The 21,803-nt window shown below is 75.4% G+C and carries 20 protein-coding genes; 6 read left to right on the forward strand and 14 right to left on the reverse strand.

Features of this window, described 5'->3' with window-relative positions:
- Nucleotides 1-65 precede the first annotated feature (65 nt).
- The 7 genes from ACW14Y_RS38435 to ACW14Y_RS38465 all read right to left on the reverse strand — a co-directional run bounded on the left by ACW14Y_RS38435 (nucleotide 66) and on the right by ACW14Y_RS38465 (nucleotide 8,235).
- Nucleotides 66-1,379, reverse strand: a complete 1,314-nt coding sequence (locus tag ACW14Y_RS38435) for a cryptochrome/photolyase family protein (protein ID WP_456985114.1) — start codon at nucleotides 1,377-1,379, stop codon at nucleotides 66-68.
- A 102-nt stretch (nucleotides 1,380-1,481) separates the two neighbouring features.
- A complete protein-coding gene (locus ACW14Y_RS38440; protein ID WP_456985115.1) occupies nucleotides 1,482-3,401 on the reverse strand; it encodes a sigma-70 family RNA polymerase sigma factor in 1,920 nt (639 codons plus the stop codon).
- A 113-nt stretch (nucleotides 3,402-3,514) separates the two neighbouring features.
- Nucleotides 3,515-4,258, reverse strand: a complete 744-nt coding sequence (locus tag ACW14Y_RS38445) for a phosphotransferase family protein (protein ID WP_456988367.1) — start codon at nucleotides 4,256-4,258, stop codon at nucleotides 3,515-3,517.
- A 143-nt stretch (nucleotides 4,259-4,401) separates the two neighbouring features.
- Entirely contained in the window at nucleotides 4,402-5,676 is a 1,275-nt protein-coding gene (locus tag ACW14Y_RS38450) for an NAD(P)/FAD-dependent oxidoreductase (RefSeq protein ID WP_456985116.1), read from the reverse strand.
- Between the two features lie 94 nt (nucleotides 5,677-5,770).
- Nucleotides 5,771-6,337 carry a hypothetical protein gene (locus ACW14Y_RS38455; protein ID WP_380309870.1) on the reverse strand — a complete coding sequence of 189 codons (567 nt, stop codon included), beginning with the start codon at nucleotides 6,335-6,337 and terminating at the stop codon, nucleotides 5,771-5,773.
- A 128-nt stretch (nucleotides 6,338-6,465) separates the two neighbouring features.
- Nucleotides 6,466-7,422, reverse strand: a complete 957-nt coding sequence (locus tag ACW14Y_RS38460; RefSeq protein WP_456985117.1) for a hypothetical protein — start codon at nucleotides 7,420-7,422, stop codon at nucleotides 6,466-6,468.
- Between the two features lie 177 nt (nucleotides 7,423-7,599).
- Nucleotides 7,600-8,235 (reverse strand): HD domain-containing protein, encoded by a 636-nt coding sequence (locus tag ACW14Y_RS38465; protein WP_456985118.1) that lies wholly within the window; start codon nucleotides 8,233-8,235, stop codon nucleotides 7,600-7,602.
- A gap of 71 nt (nucleotides 8,236-8,306) precedes the next feature.
- Between ACW14Y_RS38465 and ACW14Y_RS38470 the strand changes: the two genes are divergently transcribed.
- On the forward strand, nucleotides 8,307-9,254 hold the full coding sequence (locus ACW14Y_RS38470; RefSeq protein ID WP_456985119.1) for a GlxA family transcriptional regulator: 948 nt from the start codon (nucleotides 8,307-8,309) through the stop codon (nucleotides 9,252-9,254).
- Between the two features lie 272 nt (nucleotides 9,255-9,526).
- A complete protein-coding gene (locus tag ACW14Y_RS38475; protein WP_380312544.1) occupies nucleotides 9,527-10,030 on the forward strand; it encodes a hypothetical protein in 504 nt (167 codons plus the stop codon).
- A gap of 257 nt (nucleotides 10,031-10,287) precedes the next feature.
- Here the strand turns inward: ACW14Y_RS38475 and ACW14Y_RS38480 are convergent, their stop codons facing one another.
- Entirely contained in the window at nucleotides 10,288-10,896 is a 609-nt protein-coding gene (locus ACW14Y_RS38480; RefSeq protein ID WP_456985120.1) for a hypothetical protein, read from the reverse strand.
- Nucleotides 10,897-11,120: 224 nt separating this feature from the next.
- Between ACW14Y_RS38480 and ACW14Y_RS38485 the strand changes: the two genes are divergently transcribed.
- A complete protein-coding gene (locus tag ACW14Y_RS38485) occupies nucleotides 11,121-12,104 on the forward strand; it encodes a helix-turn-helix domain-containing protein (protein WP_380312548.1) in 984 nt (327 codons plus the stop codon).
- A gap of 69 nt (nucleotides 12,105-12,173) precedes the next feature.
- Here ACW14Y_RS38485 and ACW14Y_RS38490 read toward each other — a convergent pair whose 3' ends face one another.
- Nucleotides 12,174-12,677, reverse strand: a complete 504-nt coding sequence (locus tag ACW14Y_RS38490) for a metallophosphoesterase family protein (RefSeq protein ID WP_456988369.1) — start codon at nucleotides 12,675-12,677, stop codon at nucleotides 12,174-12,176.
- A 144-nt stretch (nucleotides 12,678-12,821) separates the two neighbouring features.
- Between ACW14Y_RS38490 and ACW14Y_RS38495 the strand changes: the two genes are divergently transcribed.
- A complete protein-coding gene (locus tag ACW14Y_RS38495) occupies nucleotides 12,822-13,418 on the forward strand; it encodes a GNAT family N-acetyltransferase (RefSeq protein ID WP_456985121.1) in 597 nt (198 codons plus the stop codon).
- An 82-nt stretch (nucleotides 13,419-13,500) separates the two neighbouring features.
- Here the strand turns inward: ACW14Y_RS38495 and ACW14Y_RS38500 are convergent, their stop codons facing one another.
- Complete coding sequence (locus ACW14Y_RS38500; protein ID WP_380312450.1) at nucleotides 13,501-13,791, reverse strand: hypothetical protein; 291 nt, start codon at nucleotides 13,789-13,791, stop codon at nucleotides 13,501-13,503.
- Between the two features lie 162 nt (nucleotides 13,792-13,953).
- Between ACW14Y_RS38500 and ACW14Y_RS38505 the strand changes: the two genes are divergently transcribed.
- Nucleotides 13,954-14,553, forward strand: coding sequence for a phosphoribosylanthranilate isomerase (locus tag ACW14Y_RS38505; RefSeq protein WP_380312448.1), 600 nt, complete (start codon nucleotides 13,954-13,956; stop codon nucleotides 14,551-14,553).
- Between the two features lie 123 nt (nucleotides 14,554-14,676).
- Here ACW14Y_RS38505 and ACW14Y_RS38510 read toward each other — a convergent pair whose 3' ends face one another.
- Nucleotides 14,677-16,656 (reverse strand): ABC transporter ATP-binding protein, encoded by a 1,980-nt coding sequence (locus ACW14Y_RS38510; protein WP_456985122.1) that lies wholly within the window; start codon nucleotides 16,654-16,656, stop codon nucleotides 14,677-14,679.
- Nucleotides 16,657-17,426: 770 nt separating this feature from the next.
- On the opposite strand from ACW14Y_RS38510, the gene ACW14Y_RS38515 reads away from it, so the two are divergent.
- Nucleotides 17,427-19,115 (forward strand): carbohydrate binding domain-containing protein, encoded by a 1,689-nt coding sequence (locus tag ACW14Y_RS38515; RefSeq protein WP_456985123.1) that lies wholly within the window; start codon nucleotides 17,427-17,429, stop codon nucleotides 19,113-19,115.
- 100 nt (nucleotides 19,116-19,215) lie between these two features.
- Here ACW14Y_RS38515 and ACW14Y_RS38520 read toward each other — a convergent pair whose 3' ends face one another.
- From ACW14Y_RS38520 to ACW14Y_RS38530, 3 genes are all read right to left on the reverse strand, one after another.
- Complete coding sequence (locus tag ACW14Y_RS38520; RefSeq protein WP_380311878.1) at nucleotides 19,216-19,638, reverse strand: TOBE domain-containing protein; 423 nt, start codon at nucleotides 19,636-19,638, stop codon at nucleotides 19,216-19,218.
- Nucleotides 19,639-19,785: 147 nt separating this feature from the next.
- The gene (locus ACW14Y_RS38525; RefSeq protein WP_456985124.1) at nucleotides 19,786-20,739 is read right to left on the reverse strand and encodes a hypothetical protein; all 954 of its coding nucleotides are present in this window, start codon (nucleotides 20,737-20,739) and stop codon (nucleotides 19,786-19,788) included.
- Between the two features lie 175 nt (nucleotides 20,740-20,914).
- Nucleotides 20,915-21,652, reverse strand: coding sequence for a DUF2278 family protein (locus ACW14Y_RS38530; protein ID WP_380392299.1), 738 nt, complete (start codon nucleotides 21,650-21,652; stop codon nucleotides 20,915-20,917).
- Nucleotides 21,653-21,803: the final 151 nt, after the last annotated feature.

Here is a 21,803-nt window from a genome sequence, read left to right on the forward strand (position 1 = left end):
CCGCGACCGGCCCGCGACCGGCCCGCGACCGGCCCGCGACCGGGCCGGACGGTGGGCGTCCGTCGTCAGGGGCGCCCGTGCTGGAAGCGGGCGTTCAGGGTCTCGGGGTCGAGGATCGGCTCCGGGTAGTCGGCGGTGAACAGCCAGGGCCGGTGGACGGAGGGGCCCGGCAGGTGGGCGAGCTCGGGGACCCAGCGGCGCACATAGGCGCCGTCGGGGTCGTAGCGGTCGGCCTGGCGCAGCGGGTTGAGGACCCGGTTGGGCCGGGTGTCGGTGCCGGTGCCGGCGACCCACTGCCAGTTGAGCTGGTTGTTGGCCACGTCGCCGTCGACCAGCAGGGAGAGGAAGTGGGCGGCGCCGATCCGCCAGTCCAGGTAGAGGTTCTTGGCCAGGAAGCTCGCGGTCACCAGCCGGGCGCGGTTGTGCATCCAGCCCTCGTGGGCGAGCTGGCGCATCCCGGCGTCGACGATCGGGTAGCCGGTGCGGCCCTGCCGCCACGCCTCCGCCTCGGCCTCGTCGTGGTGCCAGCGGTCGTCCCGGTCGCGGTAGTCGCGGCGCGCGGCGTCGGGGCGGGCGGCGAGGACCTGGTGGTGGAAGTCCCGCCAGACCAGCTGTCGGACGAACGCCTGCGCGCCCGGGCCGTCGTGCCGCAGGGCGCGGGTGACGAGCTCGGTGGGGGAGAGGCAGCCGAAGTGCAGGTAGGGGGAGAGCCGGGAGGTGTCGTCCGCCGCCAGGTCGTCGTGGATGTCGGCGTAGGCGTCGAGGTCCCACCGGCGCCAGCGGGCCCGGGCCGCGCTCTCGCCGCCGGGCGGCAGGCCCGGGGAGGTCGCGCCGTCGACGAGCAGGGTGTCGCTGCGGATCCCGTCCGGGGTGGAAAGCGTCCTGGGGGCGGTGAGGACGGTGCGGCGGGGGGCCTGCTGCCAGGCGCGGTGGTACGGGGTGAAGACCGCATAGTGGTCGCGTCCGGCCGGGGTGACCCGACCCGGCGGGAGCACGGTCACGGAGGCGTCGTGGACGTGCAGGCGGTCGCCGAGGAGCTTGCGCAGGTGCTCCTCGCGGCGCTGGGCGAAGGCGGTCACCCCGGCGGCGACGTGCACGGTGGCGGCGCCGGTCTCGGCGGCGAGCCGCGCCGTCTGCTCGGCGGCCTCGCCCCGGCGCACGGTCAGCCGGGACCCGATCCCGCGCAGCGAGGCGTCCAGGTCGGCGAGGCAGTCGGACAGGAAGGCCTGCCGGTTGGGCGCGGCGAAGCCGGCGGCCTCGACGGCGGGGTCGGAGACGAACAGGGGGACGACCTGGTCGGCCGAGGTGCGTGCGCCGTGCAGCACGGGGTTGTCGTGCAGGCGCAGGTCCTGGGTGAACAGGGCGATCGATACGGTCACGGGTGGTGCCTCGCAGGTGGCGCGGTCGGGGGTCGGGGGTCGGGCGTCGGGCGTTGCGGGTTCCCGGTTCCGGGGGTCGGCGGGGCCGGCCCCGGGCGGGCGTCAGGCCGTGACCGCCTCCTCCAGGAGGTCGACGGCGCCGGCGAGCGTGCGGGGCGTCACGGCCTCGTCCGGGGACCTGCTCCGGCCCCAGCCCGGACCGGCCGCGACCACCGTCGCCCGGCCCCGGGAGCCGCGCGGTCCCCACGCCCCGGCGCTCACCTGGCGCACCAGCCCCCGGTCGGCGGTCTGCCGGTCCTGGGACCAGATCATCACGGCGCCCGGCCCGAGCCGGTGGACGGCGTCGAGCAGCGCGCGCGGCGGGACGGCCGCGCCCAGCATCCGGAACGGGAGGGCGCGTTCGGTCAGGGCCGCCGCAGTGGCCTCCAGCGGGAGGGTGTGCTGCTCGCCGGGCGTCGCCGCCAGCAGCACCGGCCGCACCGGCCGGACCCGGACGGCCTCCACCGCCACACCGCGCAGCACGCTGGAGACGTGCCAGGACAGCAGGTGCTCGACCTCGACGTAGTGCTCGCCGTCGACCGCCCACTTGCGCCCCACGGCCTGGAGCGCGGGCATCATCACCTCGGTCCAGGCGTCGACCACGCCGAGCCGTTCGACGGCCCCGCGCAGGATCGCGGTGACCTCCGGCGCGTCCAGGCGCACCGCGGCCCGGGCCAGACCGCGGCATTCGGGGCTCACCGCTCCGACCCGCAGCGTCCGGCCGCCGCCGGGAGCGGGGCCGGCCGCGGCGTCCTCGGGGCCGGTGCCGTCCTCGGGGCCGGTGCTCCCGTCCGGCCCGGTGCTTTCGTCCGGGCCGGTGTCCTCCGGGCCGGTGCTGACGTTCCCGCGCCGGGCCAGCGCGGTGCGGGCGGCCTCGCCCGGTGGCACGCCCCTGGCCGTCAGCCGGCACATCGCCTCCAGGACGGCGATGTCCTGCGGGCTCCAGCGGCGGTGGTGCCCGGCGCGGCGGTCGGCGGGACCGATGCCGTAGCGGCGCTCCCAGGAACGGACCGTCGTCGGCGACACCCCCAGGCGCCGGGCGACCCCTCCGGTGGGCAGGCCCGGTCCGTCGGCGTCCCGGGCCCCCTCCTGCGAGGTGCGCGGCGTCACCACGGCCAGGACCTCCCCGCGGTGGGGCCCCCGCGGCCGGGGTGCGGATCGGACGCCTCCGGGGGCGGGACGTCCGGGGCGGGCGGTCGGTCGAGAGCCATGGTGTCCTCCCGCGGAGCGGACGGTCCGGGCGCCGGGGCACCCGGCGCCGTGCTGGGGGCCGGTCGGCGATTCTACGATCGCGGCCGCCCCGCGGGGCGTTCCGTCGGTCGCCGTCGGTCCGGTGGTGTCGGCGGCGGGGCCGGTGACGCGGCCGGTGACGGGGCCCGGGCCCGGGTCGAAGGTGTCCCGCAGGCGCCGCAGACCGTCACGGATCCGGGTCTTGACCGTGCCCAGCGGCAGCGCCAGCCGTTGCGCGATCTCCCGTTGCGTGTACCCGCCGTAGTAGGCCAGGACCACGGCCTCGCGCTGCGCCGCGCTCAGCCCCGCCAGCGCGGACCGCACCCGGGCCCGGTCGAGCGAGCGCGCCGCCTGCTCCTCCGGCGGCTCGCACTCCGTGTCCGCCTCCGGGAGGGCGAGCCGCCGCTCCCGGTCGGCGGCCGCGCGGGCCGAGCGGACGCGGTCCACGGCGCGGTGGTGGGCGATCGTCAGGACCCACGCCAGTACCGTGCCGCGCTCGGGCCGGTAGGCGGCCGCCGTGCGCCACACCTCCAGCAGCACCTCCTGGGCGACCTCCTCGGCGTGCGCCGGACTGCGCAGGGTCCGCAGCGCCGTCCCGTACACGGGCCCGCTCACCGCGTGGAACAGCAGCTCGAACGCCGCGTCGTCGCCCCGCGCCGAGCGCGTCAGGAGACGGCACAGCTCCCCGGCCTCCGCCCCGGACGGCCCGGGGTCGAGGGCGATGTCCTCACCTGCCTGCGCCAGTGACCTCACCCGTCCACCGTGCAGCGAACCGATGCGCCGATCCCACTCGCATCGTTCGTGCAGCGTTTCCGCATCGAGTCGAACGGAGTCCGGGGCCCCGGACGCGCGAACGACCCGCGGTGTCAGAGCCGGGCCCTCAGCACGTCGATCTCGCAGCCCGGCGCCGCCGGGTCGAAGCCGTGCTCGGCCAGCCAGCGGACCGTCAGCAGGCTCCGCAGCACCCACCACCCGCGGATCACGTCGCGGTCGAGATCCGGCCCGCTGCCGTACCCGGCGAGCACGTCACCGAGGTGCTCCCGGTGCCCGAGCGTCAGGAGGGCCAGGTCGAACAGCGCGTCACCGCGGGCCGCCTCCGACCAGTCGATGACCCCGGTCACCCGCTCGCCCTCGACGAACACATGGCTGGGCTGGAGGTCGCCGTGCACGAACACCGGGGTCCACGGGCGGAGCGCGGCCTCCGCGATCCGGCGGTTGCGGGCCACCAGGTCGCGGGGCAGCACGCCGTCGGCCACCAGCCACGCGCATTCGACGTCGAGGGCCGCCGCGAGGTCGTCGGCGCTCCGGCCCGGCCAGGGCGGCAGCGGAGCGTCGTGCAGGGTCCGGATCGCCGCACCCGCCGCCGCCCACGCCGCCGGGGAGGCGGTGGACGGCCGGCCCAGCTGGGCGAGCGCCCGCCCCGGGAGGGCGGCGATCGCGAGCACGGGCGGTCGGTGCCACAGCACCTCGGGGGTCGGGACGGGCGCCAGCGCCATCGCCCGGGCCTCGACCCCGGCGCGCGCCCGGTCGCCGTCCACCTTCAGGAACACGTCGCCGACGCGCAGGGTCGCCCGCTCGGAGTGGGCGACGACGACCTCGACCTCGTCCACGCTGGCCTCGTCCATGGCGGCCAGTATCCCGGGGCCGCGCCCGGGCCGCCGGGATTTTTCTCCGGGCCTCCGAGGTCCGGAGCGGGCATCGCGCCCGGGCGGGGGCCCCGGGTCGTGGGTGCCCCGGCAGGTCCGTGAGCCCGTCAGGTCCGCGAACCCGCCAGATCGGCCGACACCTCCCGGGCCGCCCGCGCCCCCGAGGCCAGCGCCCCCTGCAGCGAGGCCGTCGCCCGGTGGTCCCCGCACACGTAGCGGCCCGGCGCGAAGCGCGTCGTCCGGCTGAGTTCGAGCGGCGCCGGACCGGCCGGCAGCGCCTCGGGGATCCGGTAGGCGGCGAGCGGCTCCCATCCGGACACGTCCACGCCGTACAACTCGCCCGCCCGCCGCCGCACCGCGCCCTCGTCCGCCGCCACACCCCGCACGGACGTCGACACCAGCGCCCGCCCGTCGGGGGAGCAGTCCGGCACCACCTCGGACAGCACGACGGTGTTCAGCACCGGCCCCCGGGAGTCCACGACCAGCACCGGTCCGTCCAGCGGGCGGACCGGCGCCGCGTGGTAGAACGTCGTCACCGCCCGCGCCGCCGGAACCTCCAGGCCCGGAAGCAGCCGGGCCGCCGCGCCCGACCCGGTCGCCACCACCACCGTCCGCGCCCGTACCCGAACCCCGTCGGCGAGCACCACGCCCTCCGCCGTCAGCCGGTCCACCGGCGCACCGCACACCAGCCGCCCCGGCGGCAGCCCGGCCGCCAACTGCCGGGGCACGGCCCCGATCCCCTGCTGCGGCAGGCACAGGCTCCCGCGCAGCATGCTGCGCCACACCAGGTGGAACATCCGGCTCGACGTCTCCAGCCGGTCCTCCAGGAACACCCCTGCCAGGAAGGGCCGCAGCACGCCCTCGACGGTGCGCTGCGAGACGCCCGCCCGCCGCAGGGCCCGCGCGGTGCTCGTCTCCGGCATCCGCTTCAGCAGGGCGGCGGGCAGCACCGCGTCGCACAGTCCCAGCAGCCCGAGCGCCGCCAGGTCGCGCGGGGGCAGCGCCCGGCCCCTCAGCAGGTCGAGGGCCCGGTCCGGACGTCGGGTCGGGTCCAGCAGCAGGCGCGACCGCTCGCCGTCGGCGACCAGGATGCCGGGCGTGAACGGGTGCAGCCGCAGCGCGGCGAGGTCGAGGCGGCGCCGGACCTGCGGGTACGCGGTGTTGAACACCTGGAAGCCCCGGTCCAGGCGGAACCCCCGCACCACGTCGGTGCGCATCCGCCCGCCCACCTCGTCGGCGGCCTCCAGGACCAGCACCTCGCGGCCCGCCCCGGTCAGGTCCAGCGCGCAGGCCAGTCCGGCCGGGCCCGCTCCGACCACGATCACCTCGGCCGCCTCCGGCAGCGCCGGGACGGTCGGGTCCTGCTCGGTGTGGTGGGTCATCGCTCGTCCTCCCGTGCCGTCCGGCGGTCATGGGCGGTTCGGAGCGCGGCGACGGATCGGATGGGTACCGGGAGCGGGGCGGGGCGGTCCGGCCTCAGTCGAGGCCGATGGTGAGGACGTCGTCCTCCCGGGAGAGGTGCTCGATCGTGACGGACCCGGTGGCCGCGTCGTAGGCGGCGGTCCCCCCGGTGACCGCGAACAGGTGGGACCACCGGCGGGGCGCGACGAGCACCTCGGTGAGGGCGGGCAGCGGCCGCTGGAAGGCGGTCGAGGCGGTGATCATGCCGTCCGCGAGGAGCAGCACCAGCGACGCGAGGACGAACGCCCCGTCCGGTCCCACGGTCACCGGGGTGCACTGCGCGCTCTCGGTGCCGACCGGGTTGCCGTCCGCGTCCCGCAGCTCGTAGTGGACGAAGTAGGAGGTGCCGGGGACGAGCACGTCCGGGATGTCGGCGGCGGTCCGCTTCCCGGTCAGGACGAGCTGCCGCGCTGCCGGTCGGCTGCCCTCGGGCCCGGAACCCTTGGGCCCGGAACTCTCGGTCCAGGAACCCTTGGGCCCGGAGCCCGCCGCCCGGGCGGCTCCCGCCAGCCCGGCGGTGATCCCCGCACCGGCCGCCGCCAGTGAGGTGAGCCGAAGCGCGTTCCTGCGGTCGATGGTCATACCGGACTCCCTGGTGCTCGCCGTTCGGTGGCACGGGGTGTGCCACCGGTTGACGGATCACCGGGCGGAGCGGTCGGCCACCGCTCCGGGTACCGCATTCGCCGGAACGGCCGATCCGGCGGCCGGGGTCAGTCGACGCGCAGGGTGAGCGCGGCGGTGTGCAGCTGCCCCGAGGTCTGGAACTGGAGGAAGACCCGCCAGTTGCCCGGCTCGGGGAACAGCGCCTGGAAGGTCAGCTCCGGCCCGCCGCGGTCGCCGTCCACCGTGCCCGCCGGATGGAGGTGGGCCAGGGCGAGGTCGCCCTCGTGGAAGGCGCTGAGGTGGGCGTAGGCGTCCAGGTAGGGCTGGAGGTCGCCGACCGGGCGGCCGTCCCGGCTGAGGACGGCGGTCAGCCGGTGCGCCCCGGCCGCCGGCCGGGCGGTCAGGGTGACGGTGTAGCCGTCGACGGTGGCGGTGTCGCCGGGGGCGGGCAGCGGCACCGGGGCGGCCTCGCCGGGCACCGTCACGGTCCGGCTGAGGACCAGCTCGGCGGCGTGGGGGCCGGTGTTCGGGACGAAGTCGGCGTACAGCCGCCAGGTGCCCGGGGCGAGGGCGGAGAGCGCCGCGGTCCAGGTGCCGTCCCCGGCCAGGTCCGGGTGGAGGTGCTGGAAGCCGGTGAGGTCGCTGCGGATGGCGTAGAAGTGCAGCCTCTTGGTCTGGTGGACGGCGAAGTCGGTGACGGGGGCGCCGTCCGGGCCGGTGACGGTGAACCGGAGGTCCGTCGCCCGCCCGGCCGTCGGCCCGGGGTCCGCGAGGTCCAGCCGGTAGCCGTTCCGCTCGGCGGCGAGCCCTGCGGCGGCGAGGTCCGGGGCGCCGCCCGCCGGGTGGTCCATGCCCGGCATGCCCGCCATGTCGGCGGTGCCGGGTGTCCCCGCGGTGGCTGCCGAGGGCGCCGGTGGGACGGTCAGCGCCATCCCGAGCACGAGCAGCACGGGCACGCAGGACGCGAGCAGCCAGCGGCGGGCGAGCGGATGCGCGAGCGGTCCGGCGGGGGACGGTCGGTCGGCGGTCGATCGGGCCGGCTGAGCGGTGGGCGGAGCGGTCATCGGCGGTTCTCTCCCGGGGCGGGCACGGTTCGGCGGGTGCCGGGTCCGGAGCCAGGGGGACCGGACCCGGCACCCGACCAGGAGACCGCCGCCGGCCCGCGCGATAACCGAAATCTCCGCGCCCGTGCCGTCCGCCCCGGAGCCCCGGGCCGCCACCGCCGACCGGACGGGTGTGCCCTACTCGCCCCAGGCGCAGGTCGCGGCGTCGCGCTCCAGGGAGGTCACGCCGTCGGCGCGCCGTTCGCGGAGCAGTTCGCCACCGAGGGAGTAGCGGGGCGCGGCGGCCTCGGACCGGGCGGCGCGTTCCACGATCGCGTCGACGAGGGTGCGGACCATGTCCAGGCGGGGGTGGGCGGCGTGGATCTGCGGCGCCCAGGCGGCGACGAGGTCCGCGTTGCGCCCGAAGTCCGCGCCGACGCCCTCGCGGGTGAGGTGGCAGAGCAGGCCGCGGCGCTCGGCGATGCCGGGCGAGGCGTGCAGGGCGATCGCCTCCCACACCCGGTCGACGTCCGCCTCGGGGACGTCGTGGCGGCGCAGCACCTCGGCCGCCAGGTCGGCGCCCTCCACCTCGAACCGGGCCTCCCCCTTGGCGAGTTCGCCCGCGCCGAGCTCGTGCAGGACGGTGGCGGCGAACAGCAGGTCGCGGTCGTAGGCGGCGTCGTCCAGGTAGCCCAGGTGGGCGGCGAGGAGCTCGGCGAACAGGAAGCTGCGCACGCTGTGGTTGACCAGCGAGGGGCTCTCGGAGGTCCGCGCGGCGGCGAGGACGGCCTCGGCCAGCGGGCCGGTCGGCAGGTCGAGCGAGAAGGAGTCCATGGCCGCAGGTTAGGGAGCCGGAGCCGGCCCGCGACAGTGGCACGCGGGCCGGTCAGCGCTAGGATCGTGCCATGATCCAGCCGCCGCCCGAACCCCACCGGATCGCGGTGCTGGCCCTGCCCGGCGTCCTGCTGCTCGATCTCGGCATTCCGGTGCAGACCTTCGGGCCGGACCCGCACTACCGCGTCACCGTCTGCACCGATCCGTCGGCCGGACCGGTCCTCGCCGACGGTGTCGGCCTCGCCGCCCCGGCCGGGCCGGAGGCGCTGCTGGACGCCGACACCGTCGTCGTCCCGGGCTACCGGGACCCGGAGGCGCCGGTTCCCGGCACGGTGCTGGCGGCGCTCCGCACGGCGCACGCGCGCGGGGCGCGGCTGGTGTCGATCTGCACCGGCGCGTTCACCCTGGCCGCCACCGGGCTGCTGGACGGCCGTCCCGCGACCACCCACTGGCGCGACGCCGCGGCGCTGCAGCGCCGCTACCCCCGGATCGACGTCCGGCCGAACCTGCTCTTCGTCGACGACGGCGACATCCTCACCTCCGCCGGGGTGACCGCCGGGGTCGACCTCTGTCTGCACATCGTCCGGCGGGACCACGGCGCCGCCGCCGCCAACGCCCGCGCCCGGGCGCTCGTCGCCCCGCCCCAACGCCCCGGCGGCCAGGCCCAGTTCGTCGAACGCCTCCGGCCGGACGCCTGCGGGGACGAGCTCGCGGCGGTGCGCGCCTGGATGCTCGGCAACCTCGCGTCGCGGCAGAGCGTCGACGACCTCGCCCGGCGCGCCCACATGTCCCGCCGGACGTTCATCCGCCGCTTCCAGCAGGAGACGGCCAGCTCCCCGATGGCCTGGCTGACCGCCGCCCGCCTCGACTGGGCCCGCGAACTCCTGGAGACGACCCCGACCCCGGTCGAACAGGTCGCCCGCCTCAGCGGCCTCGGCAGTCCCGCCGCCTTCCGCGCGGCCTTCCACCGCCACATCGGCACCTCCCCGACGGAGTACCGGGCCACCTTCCGGGCATAACGCCCGGCGGTGGGCCGCTGGAAACGGCCGGGGCGCATTCCGGATTCCGGAGGCCGGAAATCGGCGCAATTCCGTCGCCGGGTCCGGACGGTATCTCCCGGTTCCACCGAAGGGCGGCTTTTCCGGTTGACGGTGCCGTTCCCGGAGTGTCCGCGCGCCGCTCTTTGCCGAGACTTTCCGTAGGCAGGTCTGGACCATGCGTAATGCCGGTGGAAGAGTGGGCCGCGCCAACGGGGGGCACGAGCCGCCCGACGACTTTCCAGGGGGAAATCATGCGAATCGGTACCCGTGCGCGCGCGGCCTCGGCGGCGGTCGTGATGGTCGTGGCCGGGCTCTCGTCCGTCATGGTCGGAGCCGGTTCCGCCCAAGCCTCGGCGGCGAGTTGCCCCGCCGGCGGCCAGGTGCTCGGCCCGATCCAGAACATCCTGGTGGGCTCGCAGACGATCGGTAAGTTCTACCTCGGCTGGGACTGCCGGGGTGCCTACACCGAGGTCAATCTGTGGAACACCAACTACGTCAACAACTGGAGTTATGGCCAGGTCACCGTGAAGTCCAGCTCGAGCAACTCGGCGAACAACGGCCGGCCGATCGCTAACGCCGGCACGTACTGGTTCGACGCCGGCTTCATTCCGGTGACCGGGGTTTCCAACACCCGCCTCTACAAGGGCAACTGGAACTTCACGGCCTACGGCCACTCGTGTTCCGGCGAGACGCCGACGTGGAACTTCTCCAACGGCAGTTACAGCACCGCGGACATGTTCTCGTACTGCAGCTGACACCGTCCGGGCCGGGGTGGCCCCGTTCCTCCGGGACGGGGCCACCCCGCACGTGCGACCCGGGTGATCGTCCGGTTCGGACGGTTCCGGCCGGTGTGCCGCTCCCGTCGTTCCCGCCGGGCGGCGTCGGTGCAGTACGGGGGTCGATCCGCGGAGGGCACCGGACACCGGATGCGTGCGGGACTGGTCCCTCCCGGTGTCGGCGGCCGCGCCCGTCCGGGAGGAACCCGAATCCCGTGACCCTCCGCCCGGTGGTGTCAGCGGTCGGAGCGGCCCTCGTGCCCGTCGGTACCGGTCCCCGCGGCCCCGGACTTCGCCGCGGTGCCGGTGCCGGTGCCCGTGCCGGTGCCCGTGCCGGTGTCGGTGCCGGTGCCGATTCCGGCGTCGGCATCGGTCGCGGTACCGGTGGCGGCGCGGGTGAGCGCGGTGTGCAGGCGGCGCACCGCCTGCTCGGCATCGGTGAGGTCGGACGGGGAGGGGACGACGGTGCCGAAGGACGACTGCCCGTCGGCGGGCAGCGCGCGCCAGCGCAGCACCGGGGAGAGCGCGGTGCAGGACTGGGCCAGGTACCAGGCGAGCGGGCCGTGGATGCGGGCGAGGGCTATGGCGAGAACGGCGAGGGCCTCGCGCAGGTGCTCCAGGCGCTCGATGACCGGCAGCCGCTCCTGTGCCGCCGCTTCGCCGACGGCCTCCGCGAGTCCGCTCGCGGTCTTGCGGGCCAGTGCCGCGTCCTCCTCCGTCGGGTCCCACAGATGCTGTCTCAGCTGACGCTCGGCCTCCGCGTCGAGGTCCGCGATCTGCGCGCCCATGCCCGCATCGGGTGGCAAGGGGCGGTAGGTGTGGTGCGGGGTGTTGTGCGGGGGCATTCCGGGCCTCTCGTCGGTAGCGCGGGGTGAGCGCGGGGAAGAACTCGGGGAGCGGGCGAACGCGGAGAGGGAACCGCCACGCGGTCTCAACGGTGCAGGCCCGCGGCTCCGCGCACAGCCCCGTGAACGAAACCGGGGGAGCTCGGGCGGCCAGGGAACGAAGCGGCCGCGCGCACCGCCCCGCCGAGCGGGCGGTGACCCCGCCGCGGCAGCTGGGTAGGCTCGTGGCGGAGAGCACGGGACGGCCGGTGGTGGTGCGGGTGGAGTCGTTGTCGTTCGAGAGCGCGAACGTGGGCGAGACGGAGGAGTTCCTGTCGTCCGCGTACACGCCGATGAGGATCGGCGGGCCCGTCGAGGACGCCAGGGTGCGGATCAGCCGCCGGGCCGCCGGGCCGGTGGCGATGGACCGCCTCGACTTCGGCTACACCATGGCCTACGACGCGGGCGACCTGGGCCGGGTGTGCCTGATCAGCATGCACGGCGGCACCCTCGCCGACCTCACCGGCGGCCGCGAGGAGGTGTTCGGGCCCGACGAGACCTTCCTCGTCGCCCCGCCCGACCGGCCCTACCGGGGCGAGGTCCGGGCTGCCCGTTACACCATCGCCCTCTTCGACACCGCGCTGCTGGACGCCGTCGCCCCCACCGGCCCGGGAACGCGCCCGCCGCGCCTGACCGGCAACCGGCCGGTCGACAGGGCCGCGAACCGCCGGCTCGCGGCCACCATCGCCTACGTCCGCGACCACGTCCTCGACGACCCGGCGGCCTGCGAGAGCGAACTGCTGGTCGGCACCGCGGCCAGGCACCTGGCGGCCGCCACCCTCGCCGCCCTGCCCAACAGCACCCGCGACACCGTCCGCCCGGCCGACAGCACCGATGCCACCCCCGGCACCGTCCGCCGGGCGGTCGCCTTCATCGAGGCCAACGCCGACCGGGACATCGGCCTCGTGCAGATCGCCGCCGCCGCGTTCGTCACCCCGCGGGCCCTCCAGTACGCGTTCCGGCGCCACCTGGACACCACCCCGCTGGCTTTCCTGCGCCAGGTCCGGCTCGACGCCGCACACCGTGAGCTGCTGGCCGCGGACCCCCGCGGCACCACGGTGACCGAGATCGCGATGCGCTGGGGCTTCGCCCACCCGGGGCGCTTCGCCGCGCACTACCGCGACGCCTACCGCACCGCGCCGGGCACCACCCTGCACCTGTCCGCGTGAGCGCCTCGCCGGCGGTGCGGTGCGGTGCGCCGTTCGGCGCCGGCGGTTCAGGGGCGGTTCAGTGGCGGCTCAGCGGCGGGGCGGCAGGCGGTGGAGCCGCACCTCGGTGAGCCGTCCGTCGTCCAGCCGGGCGGTGAGGTAGGTGGCGAAGGGCTGGCTGCGCCGGTCGGTCGGCGAGCCCGGGTTGAGCAGCCGCAGGCCGCCCGGCGCGAGGCTGTCCCAGGGGATGTGGCTGTGTCCGAAGACCAGCACATCGGTGTCGGGGAACCGGGCCTCGCAGCGCTGCTCCCGGTCCCGGGCGGGTCCGGTCTCGTGCACCACCGCGAAGCGGAGGCCCTGGAGCCGCACCCGGGCGATCTCGGGCAGCTGCTCCCGCAGCGCCGCCCCGTCGTTGTTCCCGTGCACGGCGACCAGCCGCCCGGACCGGGACCGGAACAGGTCGAGGGTGGCGGTGTCGACCCAGTCGCCGGCGTGGAACACGACGTCGGCCTCGTCGAGGGCGTCGAGCAGCGGCGGGGGCAGGGCCCGTGCCCGGGTCGGGAGGTGGGTGTCGGAGGTCAGCAGGATTCGCATCACGCTGACAACGACCGCCCCGCCGCCGGGGCTTCGGGGCCGTCGCGGGAACCACCCGGTCGGCGTCCCGCGCCCCCGCGGCCGACCCCGGTCTCCCGACCGAAGTCCCTTGCCCTCGGCGGCGATCGGGGTGATCCTTCGCCCATGGAGATGCCGCCGCGGGTGATCGAGCTGGACGACCTGACCCTTCGCCGTTTCGACCCCGTGGAGGACCGCGCGGAGCTGTACGAGGTCATCGACGCGGCGCGGGGACACCTCAGACCGTGGATGTCCTGGGTCGACGAGCACGACCCGGAGCGGACCGCCGAATTCCTGGCGCGGCGCCAGGAGGCCTGGGAGGCGGGCCGGGACTTCACCTTCGCGGTGGTGCTGGGAGGGGCGATAGTCGGCGCCTGCCAGCTGTTCCGGCGGGAAGGAGGTCCGGGCGGGGTCATGGAGATCGGCTACTGGCTCCACCCGGCGGCCACCGGGCGCGGTGTGGCGACCCGGGCCGCGGGCGCCCTGGCCGCCGAGGCCTTCCGGTTCCCGGGCGTGGAGCACGTGGAGATCGCCCACGATCCGGCCAATCACGCGAGCGGAGCCGTCGCGGCCAGGCTCGGCTTCACCGAGGACCGCCGCCGCCCGGCCGGGAGCGGCGAGGAGCTGGTCTGGCGGCTGGGCCGCCAGAGGGACGTGGTCGGGGAGGGTGCGATCGGGGAGGGGGCGATCGGGGAGGGGGCGGGAGAGGAGAGTGGGGGCTGAGGACAGGAAATCTTTCGGTTCTCACCCGCCGAAGTGACGGCGTCTCACCGGCGGGTGCTGAAGATCTTCCGGTGGATGGGGGTCAGACGGCGGAACTGCTCACCGGGTGCCGCTCGGCCCCGGCCCCCTCCCCGTTGGTCCGGCAGACGCTGCAGGTGTGCCAGCCCCGGTCCAGGCCGGACCGGTGCGGGGCGAGGGTCATCTCGGAGGTGTCCAGCCCGCACAGGGTACGGGGACCGCAGACGCCGGAGGCCTCCGCGGGGGCGGCGTGCGCGCGGCGCACCGGACCCTCGGGATCGTTCGGGGCGAGGCCGGGTCCCAGGACCCGGACATTGGTCGGTGTGTCAGATTCCAGTACGACAACGGTGTCCATCCCCCCACCGTTCCCGGCGGGCCGTCGGGCTGCACCCGCACGTGGCATCCGGACCAACCGGCCGGACGAAGGCCGCCGGACCCCCGGGCGCCGGGTCGGGTGCCCCCGCCCCGGCACCGGTACTACGCTGGCGGGGCCGTCCAGTGGGGAGTGCCCGGGAACATGTTTGTGAAGATCTGCGGTCTGAGCACCGCTGTGGATGTGGCCGCGGCTGTCGCGGCCGGTGCCGACGCGCTGGGCTTCGTGCTGACCGAGAGCCCGCGCCGGGTGGAGCCCGCACTGGCGCGGGAGTTGGTGGCGGCGGTGCCGGACGGGGTGCTGACGGTGGCCGTGTTCCGGGAGGAGCCGGCGGAGTACGTGCGCGCGGCGGTCCGCGCGGCCGGGGTCCGCGCGGTGCAGTTGCACGGCAACCACCCGGCGGGTGCCTTCGCGGAACTGTCCGACCTGGGACTGCCGCTGATCCGGGCCACCTCGGCGGCGAACGCGGCCGGCGCGGACTGCGGGGACTTCGGCGAGGACCTGCTGCTGCTCGACGCCCCGGTGCCGGGCGCCGGGGAGCCGTGGGACTGGGCCGAACTGGGCGCCCGCCCGCCGGCCGGGAAGTGGCTGCTCGCCGGCGGACTCGGCCCGGCGAACGTCCGCGAGGCCGTCGCGGCCGCGAACCCGTGGGGCGTGGACGTCTCCAGCGGGGTCGAGGTCCGGCGCGGGGTCAAGGACCCCGACCTGATCACCGAGTTCGTCCGCGCCGCCAAGTCCCGCTGACCCCCGAGGTCCGCTCCCAGTCCCAGTGCGCTTCCGGTCCACGCCGGTGCGCGGCGGGACCGACGGTGTGCGCGAGCGCCGGGCCGGAGCGGCGGAACCCGCCGCTCCGGCCCGGCCGCACCGCTACCCCCGGTGCCCGGCCTCCCCGGCCTCCCCGTGCTGCTCGGGGTCCCCGCCCTGCCCGTGGTCCCCGGACCCCTGGGGCGGCCGGGTCCGCTGGCCCGGCAGCCCGGTGCGTTCGTTCTGCAGGTCCCACAGTTCCCTGAACCGCCCGGCACCGTCGGCGACCAGTTCGGCGAACGTCCCCTCCTGGAGGACCCGGCCGTTCTCCAGCACCACGATCCGGTCGGCGACGGCCACGTTGGTCAGGCGGTGGGTGACCAGGACGACCGCGCGCTCCCGGGCGACGGCGCGCAGGTTCTGGAAGATCCGGTGCTCGGCGCGCGGGTCGAGCGCGGCGGTCGGCTCGTCCAGGACGAGCAGCCCGGCCTCGCGGTGGAAGGCCCGGGCGATGGCCAGGCGCTGCCACTGCCCGCCGGACAGCTCCTCGCCGCCCATCCACTCCACCGCCAGCAGGGTGGACAGGCCCCGGCGGAGCTTGGCGACGACGTCGGCGGCCCCGGAGGCGTCGGCGGCCCGCAGCACCGCCGCGTCGCCCTCGGGCGTGGGCTGGCCCAGCGTGATGTTCTCGCGGCAGGTCATGGGCCAGCGCGCGTAGTCCTGCGGGACCACGGCGACCTGGCGCCACAGGGCGTGCGGGTCCAGCTCCCGGGTGTCGCGCCCGTCCCACCGCACCGCTCCGGCGTCGGGCAGGTAGAGGCCGGCCAGGAGCTTGGAGAGGGTGGTCTTGCCGGAGCCGTTCTCGCCGACCAGGGCGAGGATCTCCCCGCGCTCGACGTGCAGGCTCACCCCGTCCAGCGCCTTGCGGTCGGCGGCGGGGTAGCCGTAGCTGAGGTCCTCCACCGCGATCCGCTCCGGGGCCCCGGGCGCCTCGGTGCCGCGCTCGGGCCGGTGGCCGCCGGCCGTGTCGAGGAAGTTCGACCAGTCGTCCAGGTACATGCCGGTGCGGAACAGATCGGCGCCGTAGCCGACGATGCCGCGCAGACTGGTGCCGACGGCGGCCAGCGCGAACACCGCGGCGCCGCCGCGCGGCAGGCTCATCCGGCCGCTGCTGACCAGCCACAGCATCGCCGCCCAGACCAGGGCCGTCCCCAGCCCGGAGGCGGCCGCGCCGACCACCGACACCCGGGCGCTGCGCCGCGCCGCCTGCCGGGAGTTGGCGTCCAAGCGCCGCCCGACGTCGTCGTACTTGCTGAGCAGGAACTCGCCCATGGTGTCGGAGCGGACCTGGTCGGCGTTGCGCTTGAGGTGGATGTACCAGCGCAGGTTGGCCATGATCCGGCGGTCACCGATCGCGGCCCGGTTGGCCAGGAACTGCACCCGGGCCGCGTGCACCGACGCGATTCCCTGGGGCAGCGCCGCCAGCACCAGCAGGGGGAGCAGCGCGGGGTGGAGCACGGTCAGCACGCCGGCGGCGCCGAGGAGGGAGGCGAGGGAGGCGAGCAGGTTCTGCGCCTCGCCGACGATGTCCACGCAGACCTCGGCGCCCCGGTCGGCGGCCTCCAGCTCGTCGTTGTAGCCGGCGTGGTCGTAGGCGGTGAGCTCGGCCGCGACGGTGGCGCGCAGCACCGAGGCCTCCGCCTCCCGGGAGATGCGCGGCGAGAGGTGGATGGTGATGGACTGGATGGTGATGCCCAGCAGGGACCGGGCGCCGGCGGCCGCCGCGATCACGAGGATCGACGGTGCGGCGTGGGCGAGTTTGGTGCCGACCTGGCCGGGGCCGAACAGGGCGGAGATCGTCCCGGTGGTCGCGAACAGGCCGGCCGCGCCGAGGACGGCGGACACCGCCTGGCAGGTGAGGAGCAGGGCGACGGAGGCGCGGTCGATGCGCCAGCCGAGGCGGAAGGCGCGGACGACGAGCGCGGGCAGTCGGCGGGCCATCGCGCTGACGCTGATCGCCTCGATCGCCTCGATCCGGCGTCCGTCGGCGAGCCACTGCAGTTCCTCGTCGGCGGTGCCGGCCGAGGTCGTGGTGGTGCTCAAGCGTTCGCCTCCTTCCGCGGCGCGCGGGCGGGCAGGGGGGCGGGGACGGGCGGGGGCGCGGGGACGGGTGGGAAGTGGATCGCCGGGGTGGGGGGACAGGCCACGGGGCCTCCAGTCGCGGAGCGGTGCGCGGACGGGCGGAAGTACCTGGTCCGGCCATGGCGAAGCAGCACAACTCACTTACTGGAAAGCTGAGTTGGCGAATCCGTCACGGGCGGGGTGGGGTCCGATGATGGTGCTGTTCGAGCGCGCCGTTCAAGCGGATTTCCGACCGGGCGAGCCCGGGTCGAACGGGGACTTTTCGAGCACGCCCCCGATGCCCCGGGGCCGCCCCGCGCCGGGGGCGGACGGCGTGTCGGGCGGGCGGCCGCGAGCGGGGGCGGCCGTCGCCGGATTCACTCGTTCGGATGGTCGAATGCCCCGGCGGTTTGCGGCCCCGTCGGCCGTCGTCGGGCCCCGGTCGGGGCTGACGGCCCGTCCGTCCTCGCGCTCGCGGCGCCGCCGGTCCCGCCAACTCCCGCGCGTCCCATCGGAAACCCGGGCCGGGGGGAGCGGCGCCGGCGGATCCCCCGGCGCACGGGCCGGGCCGGGCTGCCTCCCGAATTGGTCCAGACCCTCGCAATTGGTCCAGACCTATTGACGTGCTCGGCCGCCCCTCCTACGATCCGGACCGGCACAGCCCCACATGTCCCCCCACCTCACCCAGAGCCGGGCGTCACGCCCCCACGCGTCGGTTTCGTCCCTGGCGCTCGGCGGGAAGGGAGCACAGCATGTTCCGACGAAGGTCGCGCACCCCGGATCCGCAGCCCCGGGCCACCCTGGAACGAGCAGCCCGGACGTACCGGACCGGAGGCGCCCGGACCGGACCGGGCGCGGTGAACCGCTCCCTCGCGCTGATCAGCGCCGCCGCCGTGATCGGCGCCGGCCTGGTCGTGGCCGGCAATGTCACCGCCGGCGCGGCGGTCCCCAACCTGCTGGCCAACCCCGGCTTCGAGAACGGGCTCTCCGACTGGACGTGTTCCGGCGGCTCCGGCGCCGCCGTCGCCAGTCCGACGCACTCCGGCTCCTCCGCGCTCAAGGCCACGCCGGCCGGCTCGGACAGCGCCCAGTGCACCCAGACCGTCAGCGTGCAGCCCAACTCGCAGTACACGCTGAGCGCCTTCGTCCAGGGCAGCTACATCTACCTGGGCGCCACCGGCACGGGCCTGAGCGGCGCCCAGTCCACCTGGACGGCGAGCAGCGCCACCTACAGCCAGCTCAGCGTCGGCTTCAGCACCGGGCCGAGCACCACCTCGGTGACGGTCTTCCTGCACGGCTGGTACGGACAGCCCGCGTACTACGCGGACGACGTGGTGCTCAGCGGCCCCGGCGGCACCACCACGCCGCCCACGACGCCGCCGACGACGCCTCCCACGACGCCGCCGACCACGCCGCCGACCACCCCGCCGACCACCCCGCCCACCACGCCGCCGACGACGCCTCCCACGACGCCGCCGACCGGTGACACCTGCCCGACCAAGCCCCGCCCCGCGGGCAAGGTCCTCCAGGGCTACTGGGAGAACTGGGACGGCGCCTCCAACGGCGTGCACCCGGGCATGGGCTGGGTCCCCATCACCGACAGCCGGATCGCCGCGCACGGCTACAACGTCATCAACGCCGCCTTCCCGGTGATCCTCTCCGACGGCACCGTCCTGTGGCAGGACGGCATGGACGCCGGCGTCAAGGTGTCCACCCCCGCCGAGATGTGCCAGGCCAAGGCGGCCGGCGCGACCCTGCTGATGTCGATCGGCGGCGCCGCCGCGGGCATCGACCTCGGCTCCAGCGCCGTCGCGGACAAGTTCGTCGCGACCGTCGTCCCGATCCTGAAGAAGTACAACTTCGACGGCATCGACATCGACATCGAGACCGGGCTCTCCGGCAGCGGCAGCATCGGCACGCTGTCCGCCTCCCAGTCCAACCTGATCCGCATCATCGACGGCGTGCTCGCCCAGATGCCCGCGGGCTTCGGTCTGACGATGGCCCCCGAGACCGCGTACGTCACCGGCGGCAGCGTCACCTACGGCTCGATCTGGGGCGCCTACCTGCCGATCATCAAGAAGTACGTGGACAACGGCCGCCTGTGGTGGCTGAACATGCAGTACTACAACGGCAGCATGTACGGCTGCTCCGGTGACTCCTACCAGGCCGGCACCGTCCAGGGCTTCACCAAGCAGACCGAGTGCCTGAACAACGGCCTGACCATCCAGGGCACCACCATCAAGGTCCCCTACGACAAGCAGGTGCCCGGTCTGCCGGCCCAGCCCGGCGCGGGCGGCGGCTACATGGCGCCGAGCCTGGTCAGCCAGTCGTGGGGCGCCTTCGGCGGTGCGCTGAAGGGGCTCATGACCTGGTCGATCAACTGGGACGGCTCGAAGGGCTGGAGCTTCGGCGACACCGCGAAGTCCCTCCAGGGCCGTTGATTGCCCCGCTGACACGCGGCTGACACGCCGGCAACGGCAAGGGGCCCCGGGAGCATCCGATGCTCCCGGGGCCCCCGTCGTCGTCCGGGGCGGACGGTGGTCAGGCGGTGGCGAGGGACAGCTCGGTGGCCTTGATCAGAGCGACCACGGCGGAGCCGGTGGTCAGGCCCAGGTCGGTCACGGCGTCCCGGGTGACGGCCGCGGTGAGGACGCCGCCCCCCTCCACGGTGACCTTCACCGTGGCCATGGCGGCCCCGGCCGTGATGCCGGTGACGGTGCCGGGGATCCGGTTGCGGATGCTCAGCCCGGTGACCGGGCCGGTGGCCAGGGAGACGTCGGTGGACTTCACCATGGCCCGGACCACGCTGCCCTCGGCGAGTCCGAGCTCCTCGACGGCGTCGACGGTGACGGCCGCGGTGACCTCCTGGCCGCCGTCCAGCCGGGCCTTCACCGTGGCCATCGCCTCGCCCGCGGTGACGGAGGTGACGGTGCCGGGGATCTGGTTGCGGATGCTCAGGCTCATGATGGCGGACCTCGTACGATCGCTGGGAGCAGGGCTTTCACCTGCGGGTACGCCCGACCCTAGAGGGAAACCGCCGCCGCCGGGCGGGCCCCGTCGCAGCTGCGGGGCCGGCCTCCGCGATCACCTGGCAGAAGCGCCCGGGGCCGGTCAGTCGACCAGCGCCCGGACGGCCAGGCCGATGTACAGGAACAGCAGCGGGATCGCGAAGCCGCCGTAGACGGCGGGCAGGATCGACTCGGGCCCGCCGACGCCGACGCCGGTGAGCAGTGGGCGGATCCACAGGAAGAGGTAGGTGGCCAGGACGGGGAGGGCGGTCTGGGCGAGGGGTCGCCAGGCCAGGTCGTTCAGTTGGTCCGCCTCCGCCGCGACGGATATCGGCACCACGGAGCAGACGAAGAACAGGCCGAAGAACAGCAGCAGGAAGAGGCGCGTGCCGCCGATCGTCGTGCCGGTGTCGACGTGCCGGGAGAGGTCCCAGGTGCGTACCACCGGGCCCAGCTGGGGCGCCGACGGGGCCCACAGGACCTGCACCCGGATGTCGGTGCGGGGCTCCTCGTGGGTGTCGGCGCCCCAGGCGGTGATCCGGCGGCCGTCGGGGAGGGCGAGCTCCAGGTCGGAGTCGTAGTGGTTCAGCACGCCGTCGGAGTCCTCGACCGCCTCGGCGTTCGTCACCCCGACCACCGTCGCGGTGGACACCACCGCGCCCGCGTTCTTGATCGCGCGCGCGTCCTCGCCGCCGTCCATCTCGTTCAGGGCGCACGGGAGCGCGGCCGCGAACGGCAGCAGCAGGAGGACGGCGGTCACGCGCACCCAGACCCAGGGGGTCGCGTCGAAGGTCGTCGGCACCCGGAACCGCAGCGGGGCGCGGTCCTTGGACAGGGAGACCCGGCGGCGCCTGCGCCGGTTCCACATCCGGGCGGCCTTGGCCGCCCACAGTGCCGCCACCCGCAGCCAGAGCAGGCCGATGCCGATCCGGCCGAGGGTGTCGATCGTGGTCAGCGGCTGGCGGGTCCCGCCGCCCAGACCGAACGCCCAGACGATCGCGACGGACAGCACCGCCCACGCGCCCACCGCACTCACCCGCGCCAACCAGACCAGCACGTGCCCCACCGTCCCCCGAAGTCGATCATTCGGGCGGGATCCTCCCACACGAAGGTTTCGGGTCCGGGGCGGGGCCGTGCGGCGGGGCGGGGCCGGGCTCCCGGCCGGGGCGGGGCGGTCGGCGGGTCCTGCGACCGGTCCCGCCGGTCCCGTTCGCCCAGCGGGAGCCGGGCGGTCAGAGCGGGTGGCCGGCGCCGTCGGTGTTCAGGCTCTGGGTGTTGAACCTGATCTGCCAGACCACCACCCGCCCGTCCGCGAACTCGCAGACGACGGCGCCGTCCTGCCAGATGCCGTCGGTGTCGTACCACTGACTGCCCAGCGGGTCGCCCTGGTTGAGGTGCACGTCGTGGACGCCGAGACCCGTGGTGAAGCGCTGGCCGAAGACGTAGATCCGGTCGGCGGAGCGCAGCAGGGGCTCCAGCACGTCGAGCGCGTTGTCGCCGTCGCTGGCCACCCACGGGTACACCGCGACGGGGCGGTTCGGCAGTCTGTGGAGCAGCGCCACCAGCCGGTCGACCACGGTCGGGCCGAACGCCGGCGCGCCGACGGGCTGCTTCTGCAGCAGCGCGACCACCCCCAGCACCAGCCGCCTGAGGGTGCGCAGCCAGTCGGGGTCGCGGAGCAGCGGGCTGCGGGCGTAGTCCAGCGCGCCGGAGGCCGGTGACGAGTCGAGCCGGTGGAAGTCGGCGGTCAGCTGCTGGAGCGGGCCCAGGTCGGAGCGGTGCAGGCCGTCCACCAGCCGGTAGGAGACGCCGACGCTGCCGGGCGCGTCGACGTCGAGGGCGGCCTCGAAGGCGCCGACGGCCGTCGAGAGGGTCAGGTGGCCGTGGTACCACTGGCCGAAGTCGTGCGAGGGGTCGCGGGAGAAGTCCTGGAAGGTGCCGACGGCCACGCCGTACAGGGGAAGGGGCATGGCCCAGGTTCGCACGCCGCGGGCGCGTGCGCGCCCAGGCGCGGCCGGGCGCGCGCGAGGGTGGCCCCGGCCCCGAGGACGGCTGTGCCCGGGCGCCCCGGAGTGCGGGGCGCCCGGGCACAGCCGGCGGGTCGGGCCGACGGGTCCGGGT

The organism is Kitasatospora sp. cg17-2 (genome assembly GCF_054031055.1).

Bases quoted from the DNA above. Each gene is read 5' to 3' on its own strand.
- ACW14Y_RS38460 (WP_456985117.1), bottom strand. From the start codon at position 7,422: ATGACCGCTCCGCCCACCGCTCAGCCGGCCCGATCGACCGCCGACCGA.
- ACW14Y_RS38490 (WP_456988369.1), bottom strand. From the start codon at position 12,677: ATGCGAATCCTGCTGACCTCCGACACCCACCTCCCGACCCGGGCACGG.
- ACW14Y_RS38450 (WP_456985116.1), bottom strand. From the start codon at position 5,676: ATGACCCACCACACCGAGCAGGACCCGACCGTCCCGGCGCTGCCGGAG.
- ACW14Y_RS38475 (WP_380312544.1), top strand. From the start codon at position 9,527: ATGCGAATCGGTACCCGTGCGCGCGCGGCCTCGGCGGCGGTCGTGATG.
- ACW14Y_RS38515 (WP_456985123.1), top strand. From the start codon at position 17,427: ATGTTCCGACGAAGGTCGCGCACCCCGGATCCGCAGCCCCGGGCCACC.
- ACW14Y_RS38470 (WP_456985119.1), top strand. From the start codon at position 8,307: ATGATCCAGCCGCCGCCCGAACCCCACCGGATCGCGGTGCTGGCCCTG.
- ACW14Y_RS38500 (WP_380312450.1), bottom strand. From the start codon at position 13,791: ATGGACACCGTTGTCGTACTGGAATCTGACACACCGACCAATGTCCGG.
- ACW14Y_RS38455 (WP_380309870.1), bottom strand. From the start codon at position 6,337: ATGACCATCGACCGCAGGAACGCGCTTCGGCTCACCTCACTGGCGGCG.
- ACW14Y_RS38520 (WP_380311878.1), bottom strand. From the start codon at position 19,638: ATGAGCCTGAGCATCCGCAACCAGATCCCCGGCACCGTCACCTCCGTC.
- ACW14Y_RS38465 (WP_456985118.1), bottom strand. From the start codon at position 8,235: ATGGACTCCTTCTCGCTCGACCTGCCGACCGGCCCGCTGGCCGAGGCC.
- ACW14Y_RS38495 (WP_456985121.1), top strand. From the start codon at position 12,822: ATGGAGATGCCGCCGCGGGTGATCGAGCTGGACGACCTGACCCTTCGC.
- ACW14Y_RS38480 (WP_456985120.1), bottom strand. From the start codon at position 10,896: ATGCCCCCGCACAACACCCCGCACCACACCTACCGCCCCTTGCCACCC.
- ACW14Y_RS38530 (WP_380392299.1), bottom strand. From the start codon at position 21,652: ATGCCCCTTCCCCTGTACGGCGTGGCCGTCGGCACCTTCCAGGACTTC.
- ACW14Y_RS38505 (WP_380312448.1), top strand. From the start codon at position 13,954: ATGTTTGTGAAGATCTGCGGTCTGAGCACCGCTGTGGATGTGGCCGCG.